This window comes from Streptomyces sp. NPDC001415 (assembly GCF_053597395.1).
Map to the genome: position 1 here is coordinate 69753 of NZ_JBSFIE010000016.1, position 24660 is coordinate 94412.

Annotated in this window: 21 protein-coding genes and 1 tRNA gene; 10 read left to right on the top strand and 12 right to left on the bottom strand. The window is 71.9% G+C overall.

All coding sequences use genetic code 11. The features are described 5' to 3' along the window. Positions 1–85 precede the first annotated feature (85 nt). A complete protein-coding gene (locus ACWC2B_RS22030) occupies positions 86–520 on the bottom strand; it encodes a DUF6299 family protein (protein WP_450719062.1) in 435 nt (144 codons plus the stop codon). Between the two features lie 518 nt (positions 521–1038). Between ACWC2B_RS22030 and ACWC2B_RS22035 the strand changes: the two genes are divergently transcribed. After that, on the top strand, positions 1039–2172 hold the full coding sequence (locus ACWC2B_RS22035; RefSeq protein ID WP_450719064.1) for a glutamate--cysteine ligase: 1134 nt from the start codon (positions 1039–1041) through the stop codon (positions 2170–2172). Positions 2173–2360: 188 nt separating this feature from the next. Further along, positions 2361–2984 carry a hypothetical protein gene (locus tag ACWC2B_RS22040; protein ID WP_450719066.1) on the top strand — a complete coding sequence of 208 codons (624 nt, stop codon included), beginning with the start codon at positions 2361–2363 and terminating at the stop codon, positions 2982–2984. A gap of 73 nt (positions 2985–3057) precedes the next feature. Here ACWC2B_RS22040 and ACWC2B_RS22045 read toward each other — a convergent pair whose 3' ends face one another. The 4 genes from ACWC2B_RS22045 to ACWC2B_RS22060 all read right to left on the bottom strand — a co-directional run bounded on the left by ACWC2B_RS22045 (position 3058) and on the right by ACWC2B_RS22060 (position 5418). After that, positions 3058–3771, bottom strand: a complete 714-nt coding sequence (locus ACWC2B_RS22045; RefSeq protein WP_450719068.1) for a ribonuclease H family protein — start codon at positions 3769–3771, stop codon at positions 3058–3060. A gap of 463 nt (positions 3772–4234) precedes the next feature. Beyond that, on the bottom strand, positions 4235–4678 hold the full coding sequence (locus ACWC2B_RS22050; protein WP_450719070.1) for a lamin tail domain-containing protein: 444 nt from the start codon (positions 4676–4678) through the stop codon (positions 4235–4237). A gap of 318 nt (positions 4679–4996) precedes the next feature. Continuing rightward, positions 4997–5070 (bottom strand) — tRNA-Met (locus ACWC2B_RS22055). A gap of 162 nt (positions 5071–5232) precedes the next feature. After that, positions 5233–5418 (bottom strand): DUF1059 domain-containing protein, encoded by a 186-nt coding sequence (locus tag ACWC2B_RS22060; protein ID WP_450719072.1) that lies wholly within the window; start codon positions 5416–5418, stop codon positions 5233–5235. A gap of 200 nt (positions 5419–5618) precedes the next feature. On the opposite strand from ACWC2B_RS22060, the gene ACWC2B_RS22065 reads away from it, so the two are divergent. Continuing rightward, positions 5619–6776 (top strand): serine hydrolase domain-containing protein, encoded by a 1158-nt coding sequence (locus ACWC2B_RS22065; RefSeq protein ID WP_450719074.1) that lies wholly within the window; start codon positions 5619–5621, stop codon positions 6774–6776. An 80-nt stretch (positions 6777–6856) separates the two neighbouring features. Next, positions 6857–7045, top strand: a complete 189-nt coding sequence (locus ACWC2B_RS22070) for a hypothetical protein (RefSeq protein WP_450719076.1) — start codon at positions 6857–6859, stop codon at positions 7043–7045. Between the two features lie 64 nt (positions 7046–7109). Here the strand turns inward: ACWC2B_RS22070 and ACWC2B_RS22075 are convergent, their stop codons facing one another. Continuing rightward, positions 7110–8144, bottom strand: a complete 1035-nt coding sequence (locus ACWC2B_RS22075; protein ID WP_450719078.1) for a PHP domain-containing protein — start codon at positions 8142–8144, stop codon at positions 7110–7112. 154 nt (positions 8145–8298) lie between these two features. On the opposite strand from ACWC2B_RS22075, the gene ACWC2B_RS22080 reads away from it, so the two are divergent. After that, positions 8299–9294: a trypsin-like serine peptidase gene (locus ACWC2B_RS22080; protein WP_450719080.1), complete on the top strand. Its 996-nt coding sequence runs from the start codon at positions 8299–8301 to the stop codon at positions 9292–9294. Between the two features lie 117 nt (positions 9295–9411). On the opposite strand, the gene ACWC2B_RS22085 is transcribed toward ACWC2B_RS22080, so the two are convergent. The 3 genes from ACWC2B_RS22085 to ACWC2B_RS22095 all read right to left on the bottom strand — a co-directional run bounded on the left by ACWC2B_RS22085 (position 9412) and on the right by ACWC2B_RS22095 (position 14697). Next, the gene (locus tag ACWC2B_RS22085; RefSeq protein WP_450719082.1) at positions 9412–9798 is read right to left on the bottom strand and encodes a hypothetical protein; all 387 of its coding nucleotides are present in this window, start codon (positions 9796–9798) and stop codon (positions 9412–9414) included. A 35-nt stretch (positions 9799–9833) separates the two neighbouring features. Next, complete coding sequence (locus ACWC2B_RS22090) at positions 9834–10709, bottom strand: C40 family peptidase (protein ID WP_450719084.1); 876 nt, start codon at positions 10707–10709, stop codon at positions 9834–9836. A gap of 229 nt (positions 10710–10938) precedes the next feature. Next, positions 10939–14697, bottom strand: a complete 3759-nt coding sequence (locus ACWC2B_RS22095) for an nSTAND1 domain-containing NTPase (protein ID WP_450719086.1) — start codon at positions 14695–14697, stop codon at positions 10939–10941. A 400-nt stretch (positions 14698–15097) separates the two neighbouring features. On the opposite strand from ACWC2B_RS22095, the gene ACWC2B_RS22100 reads away from it, so the two are divergent. Continuing rightward, on the top strand, positions 15098–16882 hold the full coding sequence (locus ACWC2B_RS22100; protein ID WP_450719088.1) for a M4 family metallopeptidase: 1785 nt from the start codon (positions 15098–15100) through the stop codon (positions 16880–16882). Positions 16883–16939: 57 nt separating this feature from the next. Here the strand turns inward: ACWC2B_RS22100 and ACWC2B_RS22105 are convergent, their stop codons facing one another. Beyond that, complete coding sequence (locus ACWC2B_RS22105; protein WP_450719090.1) at positions 16940–17842, bottom strand: hypothetical protein; 903 nt, start codon at positions 17840–17842, stop codon at positions 16940–16942. A 207-nt stretch (positions 17843–18049) separates the two neighbouring features. Between ACWC2B_RS22105 and ACWC2B_RS22110 the strand changes: the two genes are divergently transcribed. Then, the gene (locus ACWC2B_RS22110) at positions 18050–19756 is read left to right on the top strand and encodes an outer membrane protein assembly factor BamB family protein (RefSeq protein ID WP_450719092.1); all 1707 of its coding nucleotides are present in this window, start codon (positions 18050–18052) and stop codon (positions 19754–19756) included. A gap of 71 nt (positions 19757–19827) precedes the next feature. On the opposite strand, the gene ACWC2B_RS22115 is transcribed toward ACWC2B_RS22110, so the two are convergent. Beyond that, complete coding sequence (locus ACWC2B_RS22115) at positions 19828–21180, bottom strand: serine hydrolase domain-containing protein (protein ID WP_450719094.1); 1353 nt, start codon at positions 21178–21180, stop codon at positions 19828–19830. A gap of 215 nt (positions 21181–21395) precedes the next feature. Continuing rightward, entirely contained in the window at positions 21396–21815 is a 420-nt protein-coding gene (locus ACWC2B_RS22120) for a DUF1348 family protein (RefSeq protein ID WP_450719096.1), read from the bottom strand. A 113-nt stretch (positions 21816–21928) separates the two neighbouring features. Between ACWC2B_RS22120 and ACWC2B_RS22125 the strand changes: the two genes are divergently transcribed. The 3 genes from ACWC2B_RS22125 to ACWC2B_RS22135 all read left to right on the top strand — a co-directional run bounded on the left by ACWC2B_RS22125 (position 21929) and on the right by ACWC2B_RS22135 (position 24615). Continuing rightward, on the top strand, positions 21929–22510 hold the full coding sequence (locus ACWC2B_RS22125) for a TetR/AcrR family transcriptional regulator (RefSeq protein ID WP_450719098.1): 582 nt from the start codon (positions 21929–21931) through the stop codon (positions 22508–22510). Between the two features lie 181 nt (positions 22511–22691). Beyond that, a complete protein-coding gene (locus ACWC2B_RS22130) occupies positions 22692–22895 on the top strand; it encodes a hypothetical protein (protein ID WP_450719100.1) in 204 nt (67 codons plus the stop codon). A 175-nt stretch (positions 22896–23070) separates the two neighbouring features. Next, the gene (locus ACWC2B_RS22135) at positions 23071–24615 is read left to right on the top strand and encodes a carboxylesterase/lipase family protein (RefSeq protein WP_450719102.1); all 1545 of its coding nucleotides are present in this window, start codon (positions 23071–23073) and stop codon (positions 24613–24615) included. Positions 24616–24660 lie beyond the last annotated feature (45 nt).

The window sequence follows — 24660 nt, forward strand, 5'->3', positions numbered from 1 at the left end:
CCGAAACTCACTGTCCGCACACTTGCGCAGGCAACCAGAAGCGGTTTCAGACGTCGGGGGTGCCGGAACGGCGTGGGGCGCGCCGTCAGTCCTTGGCGGGGCGCAGGTCCAGGGCGTGCCAGTCGGCGGCGAGGATGGCGGGCAGCGGGAGGCCGCTGCGGGTGTTCAGCTGCAGCAGGGTCGCCTCGATCCTGGCCGGCCCGGACGGCAGCGGCGTCCCGTACGGCCTGGCCTGGTTGACCCAGGTGTGTTCGGCGCCGTCGCACACCGCGGACGTGCCGCCGATGCCGTGCTGCACGTCGCCGGTCCGCACCGAACTCGACACGAAGACCGGACCGGATCCCGACGGGACGGAACACCGGTAGGTGCCCGAGAGGGTGATGGTGCCGTCCTTGGAGACAGTCCCGGTCGGGTTGGCGGACACGGTGCCCGAGGGGGCGGCGGCGGCCGGGCCGGAGGCGGCACCGAGAAGGACTCCGGCGGCGACGACGGCCCCGGCGGCAACAAGACTTACGCGCATCGGCAGATCTCTCCTAATCCGTACGTTCGGGTGGTGTGCGACTTTCCTGTGGTGGGGGCCATGTGGTGGGACCCATGTCCAGGTGGGCGATGTGGTGAGCGCCTGTGTGGTCGGGGCCCATGCGGGGACGGTTCGTGTGGTGGGGCTTCATGCGGTCGGGGTTCATCTCGTGAAGCGCTTCATGTGGTGGAGCTTCACGTGGTGGAACTCCATGTGTGGTGGCACGAGGCCGACGGCGTTCGCGCCCGCGCCTCGCGCCCCAAGGAATACCGCCCAGGCACCCGCCCGCCGGGGATTCCCCCCGGTCGGTGGCGTGTCAGGCCGGGCAGGTTTGTGGCCCGAGTGACGGCAGAGGTGCGGGGGCGGCCCCTGGGGCAGGCGGTGCGCGGCCCTCCCGGGTGTGACCGAAAGAGGGCCCCCTCACCAGGAGTCGGGGGCGGCACCGGCCGGGCATGCTGGTGCCCCCGGCCGTTTACCGTGCCGCCCGATGGGCGCTCGGACAGGATGGGAGCGTCATTTTGCGCACCGTAGGCGTGGAAGAGGAACTGCTCCTGGTCGATCCGGGCACCGGGCAGCCGTGTGCCCTGTCCTCGGAGGTGCTGGCCCGGCTGGGCAAGTGCGCCGCCGACGGAGGCGGCCCGTCCAAGGACACGTTCGAGCGTGAACTGCAAGGCCAGCAGCTGGAGTTCGGCACCAAGCCGCACGTCGACATGGAAGAGCTCGGCGCGGAAATCGTCCGCTGGCGCCACGAGGCGGCCCGGCACGCGGCCGAAGCCGGAGCGGCGGTCGCCGCTCTCGCGACCTCTCCCCTGCCCGTCCGGCCCGCCGTCAATGAGGGCCGCCGCTACCGATGGATGGAGGAGCAGTTCGGTCTGACGACCCAGGAACAGCTCACCTGCGGATGCCACGTGCATGTGTCAGTCACGTCGGACGAGGAGGGCGTAGCCGTCGTGGACCGGATCCAGCCGTGGCTGCCCGTCCTGACGGCGCTGAGCGGAAACTCGCCGTACTGGCAGGGCAACGACACCCTCTACAGCAGTTACCGCAGCAGGGTGTGGGGGCGCTGGCCCATGTCCGGGCCGACGGGTGTCTTCGGCTCGGCCGAGCGCTACCACGCCCAGGTCGACGACATGGTGACGAGCGGCGTGGTGCACGACCGGGGCATGATCTATTTCGACGCCCGGCTCTCCCACCGCTACCCCACGGTGGAGATCCGCGTGGCGGACGTGTGCCTGGATGCCACCACCACGCTGCTCGTGGCGGGTCTGGTCCGCGCGCTGGTCGAGACCGCCGCCCGGGACTGGCGCGGGGGACGGCCGCCACTGGGCCACGGGGTGCAACTGCTGCGGCTCGCCGCGTGGCGGGCCGCGCGCTCGGGGGTCGACGACAACCTGCTGCACCCGCTGACCATGCGACCGGCCCCCGCACCCGTCGTCGCACGGGCCCTGTTCGATCACGTACGGGGGGCGCTCGAAGACACCGGGGATTTCGCGTGGGCCCACAAGGCGACGGCGGAGCTGCTCGCCCGTGGCAACGGCGCCCGCATCCAGCGCGAGCTGTTCGCCCGCACCGGAAGCCTCAGCCATGTCGTCGCGGCATGTGTGCGGCGCACCCTGGGCGAGCGCGAACTCCGGTACGTGACACCAGAGTGACGTCAGATCACTGTGGTGACGTCACTCCGACGCCTGATGGTGTCATCACTCCGACGCCTGCGGACCGTCGCGGACAGACTCATTCACCCTGAGCGGTCTCATCTACTGTCAAGTGGGTGCCCCTACACAGTGGAGGCGCGTAACATCCGGCAGCAATCACGTACGCACACGCCCCGGAGGAACGACTCGTGCCGGACAGCACCACGCTCCAGTCCCAGTACGCTGCCCAGATCCAGAGCGATCTCGACAGCAACGTCGCCGAACGCGAACACATCGCCGGCCAGATCAGTGCGCTCCAAGAGCAGTTGAGCGTCCTGGAGAACAACCACGCCCTGCTCGCATCCATGCAGCAGGCGATCGGCACCCCCGCCGTGCCCGCGCCGGGCAAGGCCCCCAAGAAGGCTGCCGGGGCTTCGGCCCCGCGCATCCCTCAGGCGCGTTCCGCAGCCAAGTCCGCAGGTCGCGCCGCCAAGAAGCAGGCCAAGCCCGCCGCCAAGGCCAAGGCATCCGGGGGCACTCCCACGCTGCGGGAGCTCGTCGCGGCCCACCTCGCCCAGAGTGGTGAGCCGCGCTCGGCGGCCGAGATCACGGCGGGTCTCACCGAGGCCCACCCCGGCCGCAGCATCGCCGGCACCGTGGTGCGCAACACCCTCGAAAACCTCGTGGCCAAGGGGCAGGCGCAGCGCACCCGGCAGAACCGGTCCGTCTTCTACACGGCTCCCGAGAGCGGCGCCGCCCAGGCGTCCGCGGACCCGGCGGACGGCGACGTCAAGAAGGGGGAGGACGCCGTCACCCCCGTGGCCACCGACTGACCGGCGCGTGGTGCCGGCTCGCCCGGCACACCCGCAACCACCGACCGGACAGGTGACATGGCAGCCCCGTGCCTCACACCACAGGGCTGCAGTCCGGGTGACCCCAGCCCTGCTCACGCTTCATGATGGGAGTACCCGCGGCATAGGGTCGGCCGCACGGGCAGCGTCCGGGGAACTTCGCCTTGATGGTCCGCGGCTTGCCCGAACCGGCTCCCGAGGCCGCCGACTTGGCCCCGGACGGTGCCTTCCGCGCGGTGGCGGGCCTGGCTCGCGTCGCGCCGGCGCGTGCCGGTGCGGGCACCGGCATCTCCTGGTCGCCGAGGGCGGTACCTGCGGCCCGCTGGGTGGTGGCCGCGTCGCTCGCGGCCTGGTCGGCGATGGCGTTCAGCGGGTCCCCGCCCACCTGGTGTGCGGGGACATAGACGAATTCCACCTCCCGTTCGGCCAGCAACTCGTCGATGCGCTCGACGAGTTCACGGTTGGCGACCGGTTTGCCCGCCGCGGTCTTCCACCCGTTGCGCTTCCAGCCCGGCAGCCACTGCGTGACCGCCTTCATGGCGTACTGGGAGTCCATGCGCACCTGCATGGGCGTGCCCGGCTCGACTGCTTCCAGGAGTCGCTCCAGGGCGGTGAGCTCGCCGACATTGTTGGTTGCGGTACCGAGCGGCCCCGCGCCCCAACGCTCCGGCCGCCCCTCCGCGTCGGCGATCACCCACGCCCATCCGGCAGGGCCGGGATTGCCCTTCGAAGCCCCGTCACAAGCGGCAACAACAACACGATCAGACATCGCGCCATCATCCCACCACCCTCCCCCACACCAGAAATCCTCCACCCCACAGGCCTGCGACAGCCCGGTCCGGCTCGGCTCGGTCCGACGCGGCGCCCAGGGTCCTGCGGTGGGATACGAGTCCGGGAAAGGGACCGGGCCGCCACCGTCGTCGGCCGACGCACCCAGGAACACGGCCGCACCGAAGCCGATCGCGGCGAAGAACAGGCCCACACATCCGAACACCACCCCGAAGGCCCCACCCACGGCGAACATTCCCCATCCCCATGAGAGGCCCGGGCATCCCGAGAGTCCCACCCACGGCCCGACGCCGCCGGTGAAGATGCACGCATAGGTGTGCCGGTTCCCTTTCCCGGGGCAACGGGCGCGGGCATACGGGCAGGGCGACGGCCGGCACTCCCCTCCCGAGGTGCCGGCCGTCGTCAACTACCGCTACACGCCCATCAGTTGGTGCGTGGCGGGATCAGTGGTGGCCCCAGGACTTGGTGACGACGACGTGGTTGCGGTTGTCGCGCAGCGTGGCGGTGTCCCCCGCGTTGTTCCACACGTAGGCGCGACGGTTCTGGTACACGTCGGTACGGGAGTTGCGGCCGATCCCGGTGTGGACGCGTACGGACGTGTGGCCGCCCAGGGTGAAGCCGCCGAAGGTGTACACATGGTGGCTGCGGTCGCTGAGCGTCCACCCCTTGAGGTTGACGGAGGAGCGGCCGGTGTTGGTGACGGTGACCCACTCGGCGTTGAGGCTGCGCTGCGAGCCGTCGTCCTTGCCGGGGCTGTCGTACTGGATGGTGCCGAAGGCGATCGGTGAGCGCGGAGCGGCGGCGGTGGCGGGCAGAGCCGCGGCGCCGGCCAGGGCGGCTCCGGCGGCAAGGACGGCGCAGACACGGGATATGGATCGTGCGGACATGGAAACCCCCAGTTCAGGACGGCGGGCAGCGTGCTGCACGGCCGTCCGACGGTGCGATTGTCCGGCGCTTCCCGCTGCCGGACATCCACACTCTGGACCTCATCCGCACCGGTCGAAGTAGGTAGTTCAACGCGTAACAGAATCCGGACATCGGCACACCACCAACCCGACCAGCGCACACGCCCCCGCGCACACCCACCCCAACGAGCCCGGCTCACAGGGTTCCCACAGGTGGGTGGGTCAGGCAGACCTACCCGCGGGCAGCCACCTCACGCACTTCGGCCCCCGGCACACTGGGTGCCGGGGGCCGAAGTCTCGTAGCGGGGACAGGATTTGAACCTGCGACCTCTGGGTTATGAGCCCAGCGAGCTACCGAGCTGCTCCACCCCGCGTCGGTGAACACAACCCTACGCCACCCGCGGCGGAGCTTTGACCACCCGGGAACCATCGAACCCTACGGGAACCGTCCGGGCCCCCGGGGGCCGCTCCGGGACCACTCGGGTCCGCTCTACGCCCCTGCGCCTCCGCCTTTTTTCCTTGTCCGCCGGGCAGACCTAGACGGTCGCCTCGTCCTTCAGCGTCTTCCTTATCTCTTCGCGGAGTTCGGGGGAGTCCGTGTGGCCGTGCACCGATGCGGCATGCTCGGCGGCCGCCCGGACGACTTCCTCTTCCGTACCTGAAATCATCAGGCTGCAATTCGATTCGCTCGGGTAGTCCCGACAGTCGACGACCTTACGCATGAGATGCCTCCTCGGGGCGATATGTCCCGGTTCCAGGATCTCACCGATTGCCCGACCCCGGCAGTGCTACTTCGCGTGAGCGGCGGTCGCACCGGGTGCACGAAAGGACGCATGGCGATGAGCGATGATTTCGCGCCCCGTGGGGAGTCTCCCTTGCGACCGGCCGGACTTCGAGAACCGGACTTCCAGAAGGTGGACTCATGAGTGCATTGCAGAAGATCCTCGCCACGTACGTCGACGACGGCACGGTGCCGGGCGTGGTGGCCCTGGTGGCCCGCGGCGACCGCGTGGAGTGCGCGGCCACCGGCTCTCGCGACACCAGCGGCGCCTCCCCGATGACCAGGGACTCGATCTTCCGCATCGCCTCGATCGGCAAACCCGTCACCGCCGCGGCGGTCATGATGCTGGTCGACGACGGACGGATCGGGCTGGACGACCCGATCGCCGAGTGGCTGCCGGAGCTGGCCTCACCCGTGGTCGTCCGTACGCCGTCCTCCCCCGTGGACGATGTCGTGCCCGCCGAGCGGCCGATCACGGTGGCCGATCTGCTGGACTTCCGCGCTGGATACGGTTTCCCCTCCGACTTCTCGCTGCCCGCCGTCGCGCCACTGTTCAGCGAGCTCCAACAGGCGCCCCCGCGGCCGCAGTTGGTGCCCGCCGTGGGTGAATGGCTCGCGAGGCTCTCCCGCATTCCGATGCTGCACCAGCCCGGCGAGGCCTGGCTGTACAACCTCTGCTCCGACCTTCAGGGCGTTCTCATCGCCAGGGTTTCCGGGCGTACGCTGCCCGAGTTCCTGGCCGAGCGCCTCTTCGAACCGCTCGGCATGGCCGACACGGGGTTCTCGGTTCCGGCCCGTGATCTGGACCGGTTCACCAGCTGCTACCGGCCCCTTCCGCAGGGTGGTCTGGAACTCGTCGACGCCCCCGACGGGCAGTGGAGCAGCCCTCCCGCGTTCCCGTCGGGAGCCGGCGGACTCGTCTCGACCGTCGACGACCTTCACGCCTTCGCCGGGCTGCTGCTCGGCGGCGGGACCGTCGAGGGGCGTCGGCTGCTCTCGCCCGAGTCGGTGCGCCGGATGACCACCGACCACCTGACCCCCGCCCAGCGCGCGGCCAGCACCCTGTTCCTGCAGGGGCAGGGCTGGGGATTCGGCGGCTCGGTCGACATCGAGCCCGTCGAGCCGTGGAACGTGCCGGGGCGCTACGGCTGGGTCGGCGGCACCGGCACCGCGGCCTACATCGTCCCGTCCACCGGCGACGTCACCATCCTGCTGAGTCAGGTGGAAATGACCGGGCCGACCCCGGACGCCATGATGCGCGACTTCTGGCGGTACGCCTCCGAGCGTCACCCTGTGTAGCTCTTCGACGTGCGCCGGGTGATGACTCATGTCACGGTGAAGGAGTTGTATCTCCCATCGCACAGCAGGAGTGAATCTCCATGGGCAAGGCCGACAAGATCCAGGACAAAGCGCGGCAAGCCGCCGAGCAGGCCAAGGCCAAGGTCTCCGAGACCAGGCAACAGATCTCCGGGCGTCCCGACCCGCAGCGCACTGACATGCAGCGAGTCGAGGACGAACAGGAGAGGGCCGAGCAGGCGATGCGCGACGCCGGGATCGACCGCGGCTGACCCCATACGTGGCACGAGAGCCGGGGCCCCACCCACCAGGGTGAACGCCCCGGCTCTCGTATGCTCACCGTGCCGGGGCCTCGCGGCTGCGGGTCCAGGTCAGCAGGTCGTCCATCGTCCAGGTCGTGATGACGCGCTCCGGCGGCACGCCGCATTCCTCCGCCCGGGCGCAGCCGTAGATCCCCCAGTCGAGCTGGCCCGGCGCGTGCGAGTCGGTGTCGATGGCGAACAGGACGCCCGCCTCGACGGCCCGGGTCAGGAGCCGGCGCGGCGGGTCGAGCCGTTCCGGGCGGCTGTTGATCTCCACGGCGGTACCGCCCTCGACGCAGGCGGCGAAGACCGCGTCCGCGTCGAACTCGGACTCGGGCCGCCCGCGCCCGGTGACCAGGCGTCCGGTGCAGTGCCCCAGCACGTCGGCCAGGGGGTTGCGCACGGCCGCGACCATCCGCCGGGTCATGGCGGCGGCGTCCATGCGGAGCTTGGAGTGGACGGAGACGACCACGACATCGAGCTGGTCGAGCAGTTCGTCCTCCTGGTCGAGGGAGCCGTCGTCGAGGATGTCGCACTCGATGCCGGTGAGGAGCCTGAATGGCGCCCAGCGCTCGTTGAGTCCGGCCACCACCTCCAGCTGGCTGCGCAGCCGCTCGGCGGTCAGCCCGTTCGCGACGGTCAGCCGGGGCGAGTGGTCGGTGAGTACGGCCCATTCGTGCCCGATCTCCGCCGCCGCGCGGCCCATGTCCTCGATGGTGCTGCCGCCGTCCGACCAGTCGGAGTGCATGTGGCAGTCGCCGCGCAGCGCGGCCCGCAGGTGTTCGCCGCCGACCGCGAGCGGTGCCGCGGCCTCCAGTTCCGACTCAAGGCGCTGGAGGTAGCCCGGCACCTGATCGGCCAGCGCCTCGCGCACCACCTGTGCGGTCTTCGGGCCGATCCCCTTGACCGACTCCAGGCCCCCGGCCATCGCGGCGCGCTCCGCGACCTCGTCCGGCGGCATCTCCTTGATCGCCGCGGCGGCGGTACGGAAGGCCTGTACGCGGTACGTGGCGGCCTGGCCGCGTTCGAGCAGGAAGGCGATCCGCCTCAGGGCCGAAACGGGATCCATGGACACCTCCTGGGGGCGGGGCCCCGCGACCACCCTCCCAGCTTCCCCCAGCCCCGGCCCGCTCGCAGGCTGTGGGCCGCCCGAACGTTTTGAGCCCGGTTGGCGGTCGTGTCGGCGCGGCTCCTTCCGGTACCCGGGGCCTAGCCTCGCCAGAGTGCTTATGAGAAGAAATGTGCACGGTGGCGGCCGGCTCAGGGCGCTGTTCGGCGTCGCCCTGGGGACGGCTCTGATCACGGTGCTCACCTGCACGTTGACGACCTGCCCGGCTTCTCGGGACGACGAGGCGACCACCGCCCTCGCCTCCTCGGCCCGCGCCGCCGAACTCCCGGCCGGCCCGCCGGGCGCTGCCGCCGCGCACCACCCGGGCGGCTCCCCCGTCGACCCCGGGGTCGACGGCGCGGGCCACCACCGGCTCGGCTCGCAAGGGTCGCCGGCCTGTGCCGCGGAGCAGCTCCGTCCGGATCCGCACGATCTGCGGTCGGCCTGCTCCTACCCGGCGGTGGGGGTCTTCCTGCGATCCGGTGGCAAGCAGTCCTGCACGGCCGCCGTCGTGGACAGCAGGCACGGCGATCTGCTGGTGACGGCGGCGCACTGTCTTCCGCTGGACGGGGCTTCGTTCGCGCCCGGCTATCACGACGGGCTGAGCCCGCGGGGCGAGTGGCCGGTTCTCGCCACGCTGCCGGACCCGCGGTTCGCCGAGGCCCGCGAGGGGTCCGAGAACTGGCTGTACGACTGGGCCTTCGTGCGGGTGGCCCGGGTCGGCGGCAGGAGCGTCCAGGAGGCGGTCGGCTCCCCGTTCCGCGTGCCCCCGCGCCCGGAACTGCTGCCGGACGACCTCGGCCGGGTCACCCTCATCGGCTATCCGCACGACAGGCCGGGGCAGCACACCTGCACGGTGGGTTCCCGGCCCGCCTACAGCGACTTCCGCCAGGCCCGGTGCGCGGGCTTCTCGACCGGGGTGTCCGGCAGCCCCTGGGTGACGGCGGGGCCGGACGGCGAGGGCACCGTGGTCGGGGTGCTCGGCGGCGCCGAGCGCGGCGGCGGCTTCGCGGACGACGTCTCGTACACCGCACGCTTCGACGCGGGGCTCAGCTCGCTGTTCGCGACGGCGCAGGGGGCCGGGCCGCGGGATTCACCGCTCTTCCCCTGACCGGCCGCACGGCAAGCCGCTGACGACCCGTCAACTAGCTTTATTTCACAGCACGTTGACCGGGCCGCCCGTCGGGGGATTCGACGGGCGGCCCGGTGCTTCAGCGCGGTGCTTCGATCAGCACTCGCGCAGGCCGGGGGCCGGGTCCTGGCCGGTGCTCACGTCGACGGCCGGGACGTTGCCCCAGGCTCCGTTGTCGAGCTGCGTCCAGTACCAGATGTCGTTGCCGCCCGGGTGCGGGTCGCCGTGGCCCCAGCACTGGAACCAGCTGAACGTGCCGACGAGCGTGCCGCGGGTCGCCGACCGGTAGGAGCGGTCGGCGTAGCCCTTCGCGCCGGCCTTGTTACCGCAGTACAGCCGGCCGTCCGACCGGACCCCGCACTCGGCGGCGGGCTTGGCCGCCTTGGCGGGCGCGGCGACGGCGGCGGGCAGCCCGGCCGCGCCGAGGCTCGCCGTCAGGGCGGTGGCGGACAGGAACAGGGCGATCTTCTTGCGTACGTTCACGGTGAACTCCTTGCGGATCGGTTGGGCGAGGCCGTTCAGGCGCAGGTGGGGACGCCGTCCAGCCAGGCGGAACCCTTGATGTAGATGTTGGTGATCCATGCCTTGTAATCGGGCAGGTACGACCAGGCGTCGTTGCGGTAGCCGTCCGCCTCGACGAGCTGGGCGTGCTTCTGGCAGCCGACCTTCACGCGGGTCGGGCCGGCGAACTTGTTGACCCGGGCGCTCGTCGTGGACGGCTGGGCGTGGGTCCACACGTCGGTGCCCCAGGTGGAGAAGGTGCCGCTCGGCGCCGGGTCCCCGCCGATGCGTACGGCGCCGTTGTAGTCGCCGCCGAGGCGTACGTCGCTGACCATCACATGGGTGCCGGACTGGCGGGCCTCGACCATCTTGCCGGCACCGAGGTAGACGGCGATGTGGTGGATGGAGTTGTCGCCGCCCCAGGCCATCAGGTCGCCGGGCCGCAGCGGTCCGGTGCCCTGGGCCGCACCGAAGCGGGCGGTGACGTGGGAGGAGTGGTACTGGCTGTTGGCGTTGCCGGCCAGGATGTCCTGCCCGGTGGCCTGGGCGTAGGCGTACCGGACCAGGCCCGAGCAGTCGAAGCCGAGCCGCTCCGGGTCGTGGTTGCTGGCCGGGTCGGTGGGGTCGACCTGTCCGTAGGTGGCGCCGGGCCTCGGCCCGTGTCCGCCGCCCCACGTGTACCAGATGCCGAGCTGGGAGCAGGCCGCCCGGACCGCCGCCTCGGCGGTGGCGGACGCGCCGGGGGCGAGCACGTCGCAGCCTCCGGCCGCCACCGCGGACGGCTTCATGTGGGGTGCCGCCGCGGAGAGTTGGGCGGTCGGCACGATGGCGCAGGCCGCCACTATGCTCGCCGCGACGAGGGTCCGCCGCGCTCTGACCAGCGTGTGGTGCATGTCCGTTTCCCCGTTTCGTCGTGCGTGTCGTTCGTGTCATTCGTGTCGCACGTGTCTCACGTGCACCGGGCCGATGCCCGGCGGGCGGCGGGGTGCTTCCGGGCGGAGCCGGATCACCTGCCGCGGTGCTTCGAGACTGTGCCGTGCCGAGGGTCGCTGTCGAGGTGGCAGCCGTCTCCTGTGCCGACGGGAAACGGGAAACACCTGGGAAACAGCCTGGTTCCGCAGGTCAGTTGGGGGCCGGGCACAGGGGTCGATAGGGCAGGTCGGGCAGCAGGTGGGCCCAGCGTTCGGGACCCGTGTCGCCCAACAGGCGGCACACCTGGGCCTGTTGGCGGGGCACGTCGGTGTTCCAGAGCCGGACGGTTCCGTCGTTGCTGCTGCTCGCCAGCGTGCCGGGCAGTCCGGGGTCGAAGGCGACGCCCCAGACGGCTCCGGTGTGTCCGCTCAGGGTGGCGATCTGCTGGGCGCGGGCGGGGTTCCACAGGCGTACGGTCTGGTCGCTCCCGCTGCTCGCGAGGGTCTTGCCGTCGGGGCTGAACGCGACCGCTCGAACCGATCCGCTGTGTCCGGCGAGGGTGCCGGCCGCCGTGCCGTGGGCGACGTCCCACAGGCGTGCGGTGCCGTCGTTGGCGCCGCTGGCCAAGGTGCGGCCGTCGGGGGCGAAGGCGACGGAGCGCACCGAGCCGGTGTGGCCGCGAAGGACCGAACGCGGCCCGTGACCGGGGTCGTTGACGTCCCACAGCCGGACGGTCAGGTCGTCGCTGCCGGTGGCCAGGGTGCGGCCGTCCGGGCTGAACGCGACGGCGTTGACGAAGTCCTCGTGGCCGTGCAGCGTGGCGTACGGCTTGCGGGTCGCGACGCCCCAGAGGGTGATGGTGCGATCGGCGCTCGCGGAGGCGAGCAGGTGCCCGTCGGGCGAGAAGGCGACCGCGAACACCGAGCCGTCGTGGCCGGTCAGGGTCGCCTGGGGGCGGCCGGTCGCCGCGTCCCAGAGCCGGACCGTGCGGTCCGCTCCCGCGGAGGCGACGAGGCGCCCGTCGGGCGAGAAGGCCACGGCGAACACCGAGCCGTCGTGGCCGGTGAGAGTGGCGCGCAGCCGGTGGTGGGTCACGTCCCAGACGCGGACGGTGCGGTCCGCCTCCGCCGAGGCCAGGAGGCTGCCGTCGGGCGAGAACGCGGACTGCCACGCCTCGGTGAACGGCCGTGCGGTGAGCGCGGAGCGGCCCGGGTCCCACAGCACCACCGACTGGTCGAACCCGGCGGTGGCGAGGCGTTCGTCGGGCCCGGCGGCGATGGCCAGGACGTAGTCGGTGTGGCCGGACAGAGTGGCGACCACCCGGTGGTTCTCGGCGTCCCACAGTTTGACGGTGCCGTCTCCACTGGCGCTGATGACGGTGTCGCCGGTCCGCGTGAAGGCGACCGCGTTGACGTCGTCGCTGTGCCCGGTCAGGACGCCGCGCAGGGTGTTGTCGGGCAGGTTCCACAGTCGTACGGTGCGGTCGGCGCCGCCGGTTGCCAGGGTGTGTCCGTCGGGGCTGAAGGCGACGCCGAGGACTTGGTCGCTGTGGCCGGTGAGGACCACCGGTGGCTGACTGCCCGTCACATCCCATAGCCGTACGGTGTGATCGGCCGAAGCCGAGGCCACGCTGTGCCCGTCGGGGGCGAAGGCGACCGCCATCACGGCGTCCCCGTGACCGGTGAGGACGGCGCGTGCGGTGCCGTCCGGCACGTTCCACAGGCGTACGGTGCGGTCCGATCCGCCCGACACCAGGGTGTGGCCGTCCGGGCTGAACGCCACGGAGCGGGCGGCTCCTTGATGGCCGGGCAGCGTCGCGGCCATGCGGTGGGTGACCGCGTCCCAGAGCCGGACGGTGCCGTCCGCGCCCGCCGTCGCCAGGCGCGTGCCGTCGGCGGAGTAGGCGACCGAGGTGACCGCTCCGGTGTGGCCGGTCAGGGTGGCGGTCACCTGGCGGCCGGCGGTGTCCCAGAGCCGCACGCTCGCATCCGAACTGGCCGTCGCGAGCGTCTTGCCGTCGGGGCTGAACGCCACCGAGTTGACCGGCCCCGAGTGGCCGCGCAGTCGCCCGTCGAAGTACGTCGCCTGGGTGCTGAGCAGGGCGCCGCGCGCCTGCGGGGTGCGGTTGGTGCGGTAGGCGCCGGCGGCGAGCAGCATGGAGGCCTCCGGCTGCCCGGCGGCGAGCGCCCCGGACCGCACGGCCAGGGCCTGCGACTGGGCGGTGCGGCTCTGGTCCAGGGCCCGTTGACGCTGCTGGAAGGCGAGCGCCCCGGCCGTCACCGCGACCGCGAGGAGTCCGGCCAGGGTGACGAGCAGGGCGCGGCGGATCCGGGTCTGGCGTCGCGCCATGCGCTCTCCGCGCCCTTCCTCGGCTTCGCAGGCGTCGATGAACCCCCTTTCCACCGGCCCGAGTTGGGCGCGGTCGGAGGCCTGCTGCGACCGGTCGCGCACGGCGGCGAGCCGGGTGCCGCGGTAGAGCAGGCTCGGATCGCGGCCGGCCCGTACCCACTGGGTCGCGGCGTCGGACACCTCCTGGCGCATCACCAGGCCCGCCCGGTCGGCGTCGATCCAGCCGCGCAGGCGCGGCCAGGCGTGCAGGAGTGCCTCGTGGGTGATCTCCACCGTCTCGCTGCCCGCGGTGACGAGCCGGGCGCGCACGAAGGCGTCGAGGGCTCGGGCGCCGGACTCGGGGTCGGCCAACTGCCGTATCAGCAGCTCGCGTTCGACGGGTTTGCGGGTCTGTGCGCTGTCGTCCGCCACATGCACGAGGCGCACGAGGAGCTGACGGGCTGTCACCTGCTCGGCCGGGTCGAGCCGGGCGTACACCGACTCGGCGGTGCGGGCGACCGCGCCGCGGATGCCGCCGGTGGTCTCGTAGCCGGCCACGGTCAGGGTCCGGCTGGTGCGCTGCTGCCAGGTGACGAGCAGGGCGTGCGCGAGCAGGGGGAGCGAGCCGACCAGGGCCGCGGAGTCGGTGCCCAGATCCCTCAACAGCAGTTCCACCAAACCGGGTTCGAGGCTGAGCCCGGCTCGTTCGGCGGGTCCCGTGATGGCCTGGCGCAGTTGGGTGCCGGACATCGGTCCCAGCGCGAAGAGGCCGTGCGTGAAGACCTCCACGAGGTGCGGGTGGTCCAGGCAGCGGCCGCAGAAGTCGGCGCGCAGGCCGACCACGACGGCGGCGCGGGCGGTGGCGCCGTCGAGGTCGCGGGCGGTGGCCAGGGAGTGGAGGACGGCGACGAAGTCGCGGCGCTCGCGGTCGTTCTCGCAGAGGGTGAAGGTCTCCTCGAACTGGTCGACCACGAGGACCAGGCCCGGGCCGCGGCCGTGCGCGGCGGAGGCGTCGAGCAGGGCGCGCGGGTGCTCGGCCAACACCTCGGGGGTGATCTCCGCGCCCGCCGCGCCGAGCACGTCTGCCGCGCAGCGCAGAAGCTCCTTGAGGGGATGGGCGGTTGGGGTGCACACCACGACCGGCCAGTCCCGCGAGCCGGGCACGGGCAGGGCGCCTCGACGCAGCGCGGGCAGCAGTCCGGCCTGGAGCAGCGAGGACTTCCCGGCGCCCGAGGGGGCGACCACGGCGAGCGGGCCACGACCCATCCGCTCGGCGAGGCGTCCGGTCAGTTCGGCCGTCGCGCTCTCGCGGCCGTAGAACCATTCGGCGTCCTGCGGCCCGTAGGCGGCGAGCCCCCGGTACGGGCACAGGGCCGTCTCGGCGGGACCGCCGTGCGGGGTGCGCGCCGCGGGGACGGTCGCCGGTTTCGGCAGCAGGCGCACGAGTTCGCCCCGCGCGCCCAGCGCTTCGTCGCAGCGGCGGGCGACGTCGAGGGTGGGCGGCTTGCTGCCGTTCTCGATCTTGCTGAGGTAGCCCTTGCTGTAGTGGATCGAGCGGGCAAGGCCGGTGAGGGACACCTTGCGCAGGCCTCGCAGGCGCCGCAGCTCCGCCGCGAATTCGCCGGCCGTTTCGTCGTCCATGGGCACGTGCCCTACCTTTCCGTGACGGACGGGACGTACGCCTGAAAAGGACGAACTTCGTCCGGTTCCGGTTGGCAACAGATGTACGAGCCGGGTTCGTTCGGCAACGCGCACTCCGTACCTGGACCTTCACCCAAACCTTGCGCGGGCCGGGCAACCCGCCGACGCGATCATGCATCTCCGCCGGTGAAGGGGAGTTGGACACCTTCCGGCCACCCACGTCGCGGCAATTGTTAAATCTGGGTTCCGGGAGCACAGAAACTGGATCATCCCTCTTTACATGTTCATGCCAGGCATAGCAGGGTTTCGGCCGGGACCTCATGGTCCCCGCGGTGCACAACAGCACCGTGCGTACGGGCGGTTGAGCCGACCGCCCCCGCACCACTAAGGACCCCCCACCGTGCGTACACCCCACATACGCAGCCTGGCGATAGCCCTGGCCGTCACCACGGCCGTCACCATCACGGCGGGAGGCGGGGCCACGGCCTTCGCCGCCCCGACCGCCCCCGGGGCCACCGCCCCCGCCGCGAGCGCCGGTTTCCAGCCGGTGATCGACGCGGCCCGCACCGCCGCCGTCGCCCACTCCTCCGCCACCGGAGTCGGCAAGGACGACACACTTCAGGCCAACGACGTCCTGGTCGACGCGGACGGCAAGCAGCACGTCCGCTTCGTCCGCTCGCACCGCGGACTTCCGGTCCTCGGCGGCGACCTGGTCATCCACCTCGACGCGAGATCCGGCTACGCCGGCGTGACCCGGGCGCTGCGCCACCAGGTCGACGTTCCCACCACCAGCGCCAAGGTGACGGCCGGGCAGGCGCAGGCGAAGGCCGCCGCGACCGCGAAGGGCACCGCCGGGGCCGCCCAGCTCGTGGTCGACGCCCGCGCCGGGCGCTCGGCGCTCGCCTACCGGATCCAGGTGACGGACAGCTCCGCCGCCGAGTCCGGCAGCCGTACGGTGGTCGTCGACGCGGCCACCGGCACGGTCCTCAGCAACACCCCGGCCAGCGATTCGTTCCTGTCGCCCAGCGTCCGGGAGAAGCTCCGCAAGAGCGGCCAGAAGCTCAGCCCGGCGCTCGGCACCGCCTCCCCGGCCCCGTTCGCCTCGTCCGCCGCGACCGGTTTCCCCGCGCAGGCGACCGGCACCGGCTCGTCCCTCTTCGTCGGCAGCGTGCCGCTGACCACCACGCAGACGGCGGCGAGCGCCTTCACGCTCAAGGACCCGAGCCGCGGCCAGACCGAGACCCGCGACGCCGGCAACAAGGAGCTGGGGCAGTTCGCCGGCGGCAAGGAGTTCACCAGCACTACCAACAGCTGGGGCACGGGCAAGGCGAGCGACCGCGCCACGGCCGCCGTCGACGCGCAGTACGGGATCACCAGCACCCTCGACTTCTACAAGAAGACGCTGGGCCGCGACGGGATCAAGAACGACGGCGCGGGCGCGCACGCCCTGGTGCACTTCGGCAACAAGGTCGGCAACGCCTTCTGGTCCTCCGACTGCGGCTGCATGCTGTACGGCGACGGTGACGGGCAGACCTTCGCACAGCCCCTCGTCGTCCTCGACGTCACCGGACACGAGCTCACCCACGGTGTCGTGGACGCGACGGCGAACCTCCAGCCGACCCGCGTCGACGCCAACGACAACCAGTTCGGCGAGCCCGGCGCGCTGAACGAGTCGCTGGCCGACATCTTCGGCACCAATGTCGAGTTCGCCACCAACAACCCCAACAACCCGCCCAACTACCTGATGGGCGAGAAGCTCGGCCTTGAGCAGAAGTTCCTGCGCCGCCTGGACAAGCCGTCTCTCGACAAGCTCGAAGGCACGGTCGACTACTGGTCGACGGCGTCGTACGACACCGAGGTCCACGCGGGTTCCGGCGTCTCCTCGCACGCCTACTACCTGCTGGCCGAGGGCAGCGGCAAGAAGACCATCAACGGGGTGGACTACGACTCGCCGACCTCCGACGGCTCGACGGTGACCGGCATCGGCCGGGACAAGGCGACGCAGATCTTCTACCGGGCGCTCACCCGGTACATGGTCTCCACGACCGACTTCCACGACGCCCGCACCGCCACGCTGAGCGCGGCCGCCGACCTCTACGGCGCGAGCAGCACCGAGTACAAGACGGTGGACAAGGCCTGGGCCGCCGTCAACGTGACCGCGGCGAACGCCCCGTCCGGCCACTGATCGAGCGTGCCGCTGCCGCCCCGCGCAGTGCGGGGCGGCAGCGGTATGTCCACCCCTCTACGGCACCAGGGTGTCGAGCGGTGTCATCACCACGTCGCTGGTGGGACGCGACAGATGCAGGGCCGTGTGGAAGTAGCCGTCGGACTCCTTGCCGTCGGGGTCCTGGCCGACCGCGGTCACCGCGTCGACGGCGTAGCGCCGTTCGCGTTCATCGGTGAAGCGGCGCTGCGGGAAGGTCGGCACGGCCCGCTCGGTGGCCAGGCCGAACGCGGCGAGGCAGCCGGCGACCTCCTCGTACGGGGTGGTGCGCAGCACGAACGAGGCGACCCACACCGGTCCGTGGGCCGCGGACAGCAGCGGCCGGAAGGTGCGGTGCGACAGGAAGCTGGTGCCGCCCGTCACGGTGATCAGCCGGGCGTCCCGCACCGCGCGGCGCAGGGCGGGGCTCGGCGGGGCGTCCTCCAGGTTCTCGGCGAACCCCTCCGCGAGCAGCCCGACGGCACGCGCGTAGGCGACGGCGTGCGAGGCGATGTCGAGCCCGACGACCGGAACCGGGTCGCGGCGGCGCCGCGCGGTGAAGAACTCCCGGTCCCACGCGACCAGTTGGGCCGTGCTCATCGAGGCGGCCTCGTGCGAGGTGTAGCGCTGGTAGAGGTCGTCCAGCGTCACGTCGTGGTTGAGCAGGGCCGCGTTGATGCCGTACGAGCAGCAGAGGTCGAGCACGGTCGGCGGCGGCCCGTCGGCCGGTGCCGTCGCGTTCAGTACGGACCGCAGCCGCCGGAAGATGGGCTGTGCGTGGCCCGGCGTGCGGTATTCGAGCGGGCCGAGCACTCTGAAGTAGGCCCGGGGGTCGGGCTGGTCGTAGATGTCGTCGAACTGGACCATTCCCTCTACGGCGGCGGTCTCCGCCACCACGACCCCGCCGGCCGCTCCCGGCCCGGTCCGCTGAGCATCGGTCATCGTGTGCCCGTCCCCTCTCGCTCCGTCGCCGTTTCCCGGGCAGAGCATTGGGGACGACAACGGCACTTGGGAACACGGCCGGTTCGAATCCAGCCATGCTCAACTCACCTACAGGAGCGCCTGGTTGGACGGCACCGCACCGGGTGAACAGGGCGGCGACCAGGCAAGGCACTCCACAGGATTCACCCCACCCGTCACACTGGACGCATGACCGCTCGCAACTCCGGAGAACTGCCGGACCCCGATGGGCATGTGGCCCCGCACCGACCGGACGACTTCCAGTGGCCCGGAGCCGGGCTTCTGCCTCCCGCCTCGGAGCAGCGGCAGCCGCCACCGGTCCAGCCGGGGTACGGCCAAGGACACCCGACGCCTCCGGGGCAGGGGCCCGTGCCGGGGAATCCCTACGCGCAGCCGCCGTCGGGGGGCTTCGGGCCGCCGCAGCAGCCGCCGATGGCGCCGCCCCCGCCCGGCCGCGACCCGTTCAGGGGCAGGCGCGTTCTGATCGTGGCCGGGGTGACCGCGGGCCTGCTGCTGGCCGGCGGCGGGGTGTACCTCGCGACCACGGGCGGCAGGGGCGGGACGCCGGTCGCCACGTCCAACCCCTCCCCCACCCCGTCCGGCTCGCCCTCCGTCGACCAGGGCGACGGCAAGGGCACGGGCGGCGGAGGCGACTACGACCCCAACGCCGGCATCAAGGCGGGCGAGGCGCGGGTCTGGCTGAACCAGAACAGGACCGCGCTGACCAAGCAGGGCGCCCAGCAGTACGGCCCGTGGCGGGTCGGCGACGTGATGGTCAAGGCGATGTACAAGGAGGTCACCGGCTACGGCGCGGCCGACGGCAAGGAGCGGTGGAAGGTCACCTTCGACACCCCGTTGTGCGGGGTGCCGCACGCTCCGTCCGCGCAGAACAAGCTGGTCGTCGGCCTCCTGGAGAGCAACACGAAGGGCGCCCACTGCAAGATCCTCCAGCAGATCGACCTCGCTGCGGGCAAGGCGGGCTGGAAGGCGGTCAGGGCCGAGGACAGGCCCGGCAACTCCGCGCTCACCCTCAACATGGCGATCTCCGGCGACACCGTCGCACTCGCCTGGGCGGGCGGCGCGACGGGCTTCTCCGTCGCCGACGGGCACAAGCTCTACGACCTGCGGAGCCAGGGTGGTTGCAGCTCCCAGGGGTTCGCCGGTGGCGCCCGGCTGATCAGCGCCGGGTACTGCTTCAACCCGAACGACCTCAAGGACCAGCCGGGCGACCTGCTCCAGGAGCTCGACCCGGCGACGGGCAAAGCCAAGTGGAACTACCAGTACGAGAAGGGCTGGCGCATCGGCCAGGTCCTGTCGGTGGATCCGCTGGTCGTCACCGCGCTCCCCCGCGAGGGCAAGAGCTGGAAGATCCTCGCCTTCACCCCGGACGGCAAGCTCCGCTCCCAGACCGAGCCGAAGTTCCAGATACCCAGCGTGTGCAGCGGTTGGGGGCAGAGCGTGGACCGGCTCCAGGAGTGCTTCGCCGCGGTGGCCGACGCCCAGACGCTGTATGTCGCGGGCGACGGCAAGGACATGGACCTGACCAAGGACGCCGAGGGTAACCAGGTCGTAGCCGTCGACCTGAACACCGGCAAGGAGAAGTGGCGCGCGAACCCGCCCCAGGCCCGCAGGATGCGCCCGCTCGCCGTCGAGAACGGCAAGGTGGTGGTCTACCTGGACGCCGGTCCCCAACTGGGCGCCGCGGTCGCGACGTTGACCGCGCAGGGCGGCGCCCCGCAGGTGTTCCTGCAGAGCCCCCAGGTCGCCGCCGAGGCCCAGCGCAGCTTCTTCCTTCCGCGCCTGGGCTGGGCGGGCGGCCGTCTGTTCATGCTCAGCGACCGGGTGCAGAACCCGACGCCGAACGCCAGCGTGAACGCGGCCCTGTCCTTCGGCTGACCCAAGTCGCCTCCGCGGTCCGCGCCCCGGACCGCGGAGGCGACTTGGGCAGGAGGCGAGGGGGCGGTCGGTCAGAGGCGCGGGGCCGTCGCCGGGGTGAGATCCCGCGTGGGCGGCAGCGGCACGGCGGGGGCGACGGGCTCGCCCGCCCGGTCCCCCGCGTCCTTGCCGCACAGCGCCTGGAGGTAGAAGCCGTTGAACGCCGCGTCGATCGGGCTCGGCTCCAACTTCCCGTCCTTGCCGATCTTCTGATACTTCGTCAGGTTGGAGGCTATGGCCATCTGGCGCTTGCCGTCCGCGCTGGACAGGACGGACGTCCCGGCCCCGAACACGACTCCGTTGTGCCCCCAGAACCGGCCGCACGGCGAGTCGACCGCGTACACGCCGAGCCCGTAGTGCATGACGACCTTGCCGTTCTCGTCGAGCACCGGCACCGTGGTCTGCATCTCGTGGAGCTGCGCCGCGGGCAGGAGCCGGCCGCGCAGCAGCGCCCGGTAGAAGTCGTTGAGGTCGCCCGTCGTCGAGACGAGGGCGCCCGCGGTCCCGCCCCACGACATGTCGTAGACGCTGTAGTCGCGCGGCGGGTCGATCAGCCCGAAGAACGACTCGTACATCTTGGGGTGCGGTCCGGCTATGTAAGGGGAGCGCGGGAAGTAGGTGTTGCGCAGGCCCGCCTTCCGGATGACGTCGCGGGTGATGTACGCCTCGGGGGCCTCGCCCGTGACCTTCCGGATCAGCATCCCGGCGATGGCGTAGTTGGTGTTGGAGTACGACCACTTCTCGCCGGGTTTGCCGGTGGGCGCGGCCTCGACGCCGAGGCGGGCCAGCTCCTCGGGTCGGAAGTGGCGGAAGCGGTTGTCCTCCAGGCTCTTGACCGGGTTGTCGACGAGCGAGGGGAAGGCGGCCGGAATGTAGTCGCCGATGCCGCTGGTGTGGTTGAGCAGCATCCGTACGGTGATGGCCCGCCCGCGTTCGCCGGGGACGGTGCCGGGGAGGTAGCGGCCGATCGGGGCGTCGAGGTCGATGCGCCCCTTGGCGACCTGCTGGAGCACGGCGACCGAGGTGAACGCCTTGGTGACGCTGCCCACGCGGTGCTGGAGCTGCGGCCGCATGGCGCGCCCGGTGCCGATGTCGGCGAGCCCCGTGGCGCCCTGCCACTCCTGGTTCCCGTCTCTGACCTCCGCGTCCGCGCCGTACATGCCTGCCGCGTGGACCGCGTCGAGCGCCGCGCCGAGCGCCTTGCTGTCCAGACCGCTCGAAGCGGTGGCCGCCGCGCCCGGGGCGGAAAGGACTGTGGGGGCGGGCGCGGCCTCGGCCGGGACGACGGTCGCGAGGAGCGCCGCCGCCAGTGCGGCGGTGGTGCCGGCGACCCGTACGCGACGACGTCGGTCCGGGCGGGGTTCAGACACAGGCTCTGAGGACATGGGGCCTCCCCTTCGGATGGGCGAACTGGGCATCAACTGTCGCAAGGGGCCCGGTCCGGGCAAATCATCCCGGGGAACGATCTTGCGCCCGCGCACTGCGCCGAAGGGACGATCCGCTCTCGGCCACCGGGGCGCCAGGCCGGCGGGGCTCGAAGTCGTCCTTCTCCGGGCCCGCCTGGGGGACCCCGGCGGCGTTGTCGTCGCTTGCCGCCGGTTCAGCGCAGCCGGCGGTCCGCCTCGGCGATCGGCACGTCATTGATGCTGGCCTCGCGGCGGCGCATCAGACCTGCGTCGTCGAACTCCCACTGCTCGTTGCCGTGGCTGCGCCACCACTGGCCCTGCGCGTCACGGCACTCGTACTCGAAGCGCACCGAGATGCGGTTACCGGTGTACGCCCACAGTTCCTTGCGGAGCCGGTAGTCCCGTTCTCGCTGCCACTTCTCGGTGAGGAAGGCGCGGATCTCCTCGCGGCCGGTCAGGAAGCGGTCGCGATTGCGCCACACCGAGTCCTCGGTGTAGGCGAGGGCGACCCGCTCGGGGTCCCGGGAGTTCCAGGCGTCCTCGGCGGCCCGCACCTTGGCGCGGGCGCTCTCCTCGGTGAACGGGGGCACGGGCGGGCGTACGTCGGCAGTCACGACAGCTCCGATCGACTCGGCGAAAGCGAAAGCGAAGGAGCGAGAACGTTCGTTCTCGGCCTGGTTCCGTACCGTAGAGAACGGACGTTCTCAGTGCAAGTCATAATGGGGGCATGGGTCGGACGGATGGCGTGATGGATGACGACGAGGCGAGGGTGCGGCTGCTGGACGCGGCTGACGCGCTCTTCTACACGTACGGGGTGCAGGCGGTCGGCATGGACCGCATCCGCGCCGAGTCACAGGTGCCGCTGAAGCGGCTCTACCGGGTCTTCCCCTCGAAGGAGGCGCTCGTCGCCGCCTATCTCGACCGCCACGACCAGCGCTGGACGGCCGGTCTGCGCCGCCATGTGGCGGGCGCACAGGGAGAGCCGCGCGAGCAGGTGCTCGCGGTGTTCGACTGGCTGGCCGAGTGGTTCAGCGAGCCCGCCTTCCGGGGCTGCGCCTTCCTCAATGCGCTCGGAGAGCTCGGCGACACACCGGCCGCCGTGAACGATGTGGCCCGGCGCCACAAGGCGGAGCTCCAGCGGATCCTGAACGAGCTGGCGGCCGCAGCGGGAGTCCCGGACGCGCTGGGGGCTCAGCTGATGATCCTCGTCGAGGGCGCCACGGCCGTCGCGGCCCTCGACCCCGGGCCCGCCCCGGCCCGCCGGGCCCGCGCCATGGCCGAGACGCTCCTGGAGCACTCCGGGAGGTGAGCGCCGCCCGGGGCGAGGCCGGAGCCCGCGTCCGGACCCCGCCCGGGCCCGCGGCGCACACCTTCGGCGGGTGTTGCGCATGCGTCGGCGTGGTACCGGTGACAGTGTCGAATGGCCGGGGCGTACCCGGCATCCGCGACCGGGCGGCCCGGCGCGGCCCGACACGGATGAGGAGTCACCAGTGCGCCACCGCATCGTTGCCGAAAGGCTTGCCGACGGCACCCTCAAGGAATGGCACATGGTCCGCGGCGACGAGGAACAGGTCATGTGCGGACGCGACTTGCCCGAGGGCACGGAGGAACTGCCGGACGACGCCTGGGGAACACAGCGCGCCCGTCCCTTCTGTCACACCTGCGGCGCGCTGTACCTGCGCGAGGTCCCGTAGGACCTGTCCGGCCACGGCGGGCGGGCCGCGATCCGCCCGCCCCCGGCTTCCGCCTCGTGCCCCAACTGGCCGCACACTCCGCCGAGTTGACTCCCGGGCACATCCGGACCCCCCTCTCCAACCCCTCCCCCTCGGCTCCGTATCGTGGAGTCCCGTTGCCGAGAAGGGACATCGCATGACCGGACCCACGCGCGCACCCGAGATCCGTACAACCGCCGGAACCGTCCGCGGACGCGTCACGGACGGCATGGCCGTCTTCCGCGGCATTCCGTTCGCCCAGCCGCCCGTCGGCCCCCTGCATCTGGCCCCGCCCGTGCCCGCCGTGGCGTGGGACGGCGTCCGCGAGGCCCTCTCTTTCGGCCCCACTCCCCCGCAGTCCCTCGCCCTGGGGTTCGGCTCGGGTCCCGAGAGCGCGGCCGGTTCGGACGAGTGGCTGACGGTCAACGTCTGGTCGCCGGACCCGGGCGGATCGGCCCGGCTGCCGGTCATGGTGTGGATATACGGCGGGGCCTACCTGGTCGGCTCCGCCGACGGGCCCACCTACGACGGTACGGCCCTCGCCCGCAGGGGCACGGTCGTCGTGACGTTCAACCACCGGGTCGGCGCCGAGGGATACGGCCACTTCGAGGGTGCGGTGCCCAACCGGGCGCTGCTCGACCAGGTCGCCGCCCTGGAGTGGGTGCGGGACAACATCGCGGCGTTCGGCGGTGACCCGGACCGGGTGACCGTCTTCGGCGAATCGGCGGGGGCGGGCGCGATCGCGGCGCTGCTGGCGATGCCGAGGGCGGCCGGCCTGTTCCACCGGGCCGTGGCGCAGAGCGTCCCGGGCTCGCTCTTCAGCCCGGCGCTGGCCGCGGACGTCGGCGCGAGCGTGGCCGCCGAGCTCGGCCTGCCCGCCACCCTGGACGCGCTGGCTCCCGTCGCGCCCAAGGCCCTGCGGGACGCGGCGGACGCGGTACTCGGCAAGATCACGCAGTACGGGGCGCGTTGGGGCCGGATCGCGCACGCGCACCTCCCGTTCTCGCCGGTGGTCGATGGCGAGGTGCTGCCCTGTTCGCCCTGGGAGGCGCTGCGCGCCGGCCACAGCCGCGACATCGAGCTGATCGCAGGTCACACCCGGGACGAGACACGGCTGTTCACGGTGATGGCGGGCCGCTACGGAAAGGTCACCCAGGAAGAGGCCGACACCACCCTGGCGAGGTTCGCACCCGGCCGCGAGGGCGTGGCCGCCTACCGGGCGGGCTACCCGGAGGCCGACCCGACCACGATGCAGGACCTGGTCATGTCGGACTGGCTGTTCCGGATGCCGAGCCTGCAGCTGGCCGAGGCGCACGCGGTGGGCGGCGGCACCACGTACGCCTATGAACTGGCGTGGCCCGCACCGGCGTTGGGCGGTGCGCTGGGTGCCTGCCACGGGCTGGACGTGCCGCTGGTGTTCGGCATGCTGCGCGGCGGGATCGCCACGGTCGCGCTCGGCGAGGAACCGCCGGCCGACGCCGTGGCCGTCTCGGAGGCGATGGGCAGCGCATGGACCGCGTTCGCCGCGCACGGCGACCCCGGCTGGGCCCGCTACAGCTGCGAGGACCGGCTGACCCGCGTGTTCGCCGCCGAGCCGCACACCGTGCCGTATCCGCAGGAGATCTCCCGCCGGATCTGGGCCGAACACACCTTTGTGGCAATGGAGTTGAGCCAGGACGCGGATCCCGTGCCGTCCGTCTGAGAGCCGCTGACGGCTGCGGGGCACCACCTGTTCGGGTCCGACTGC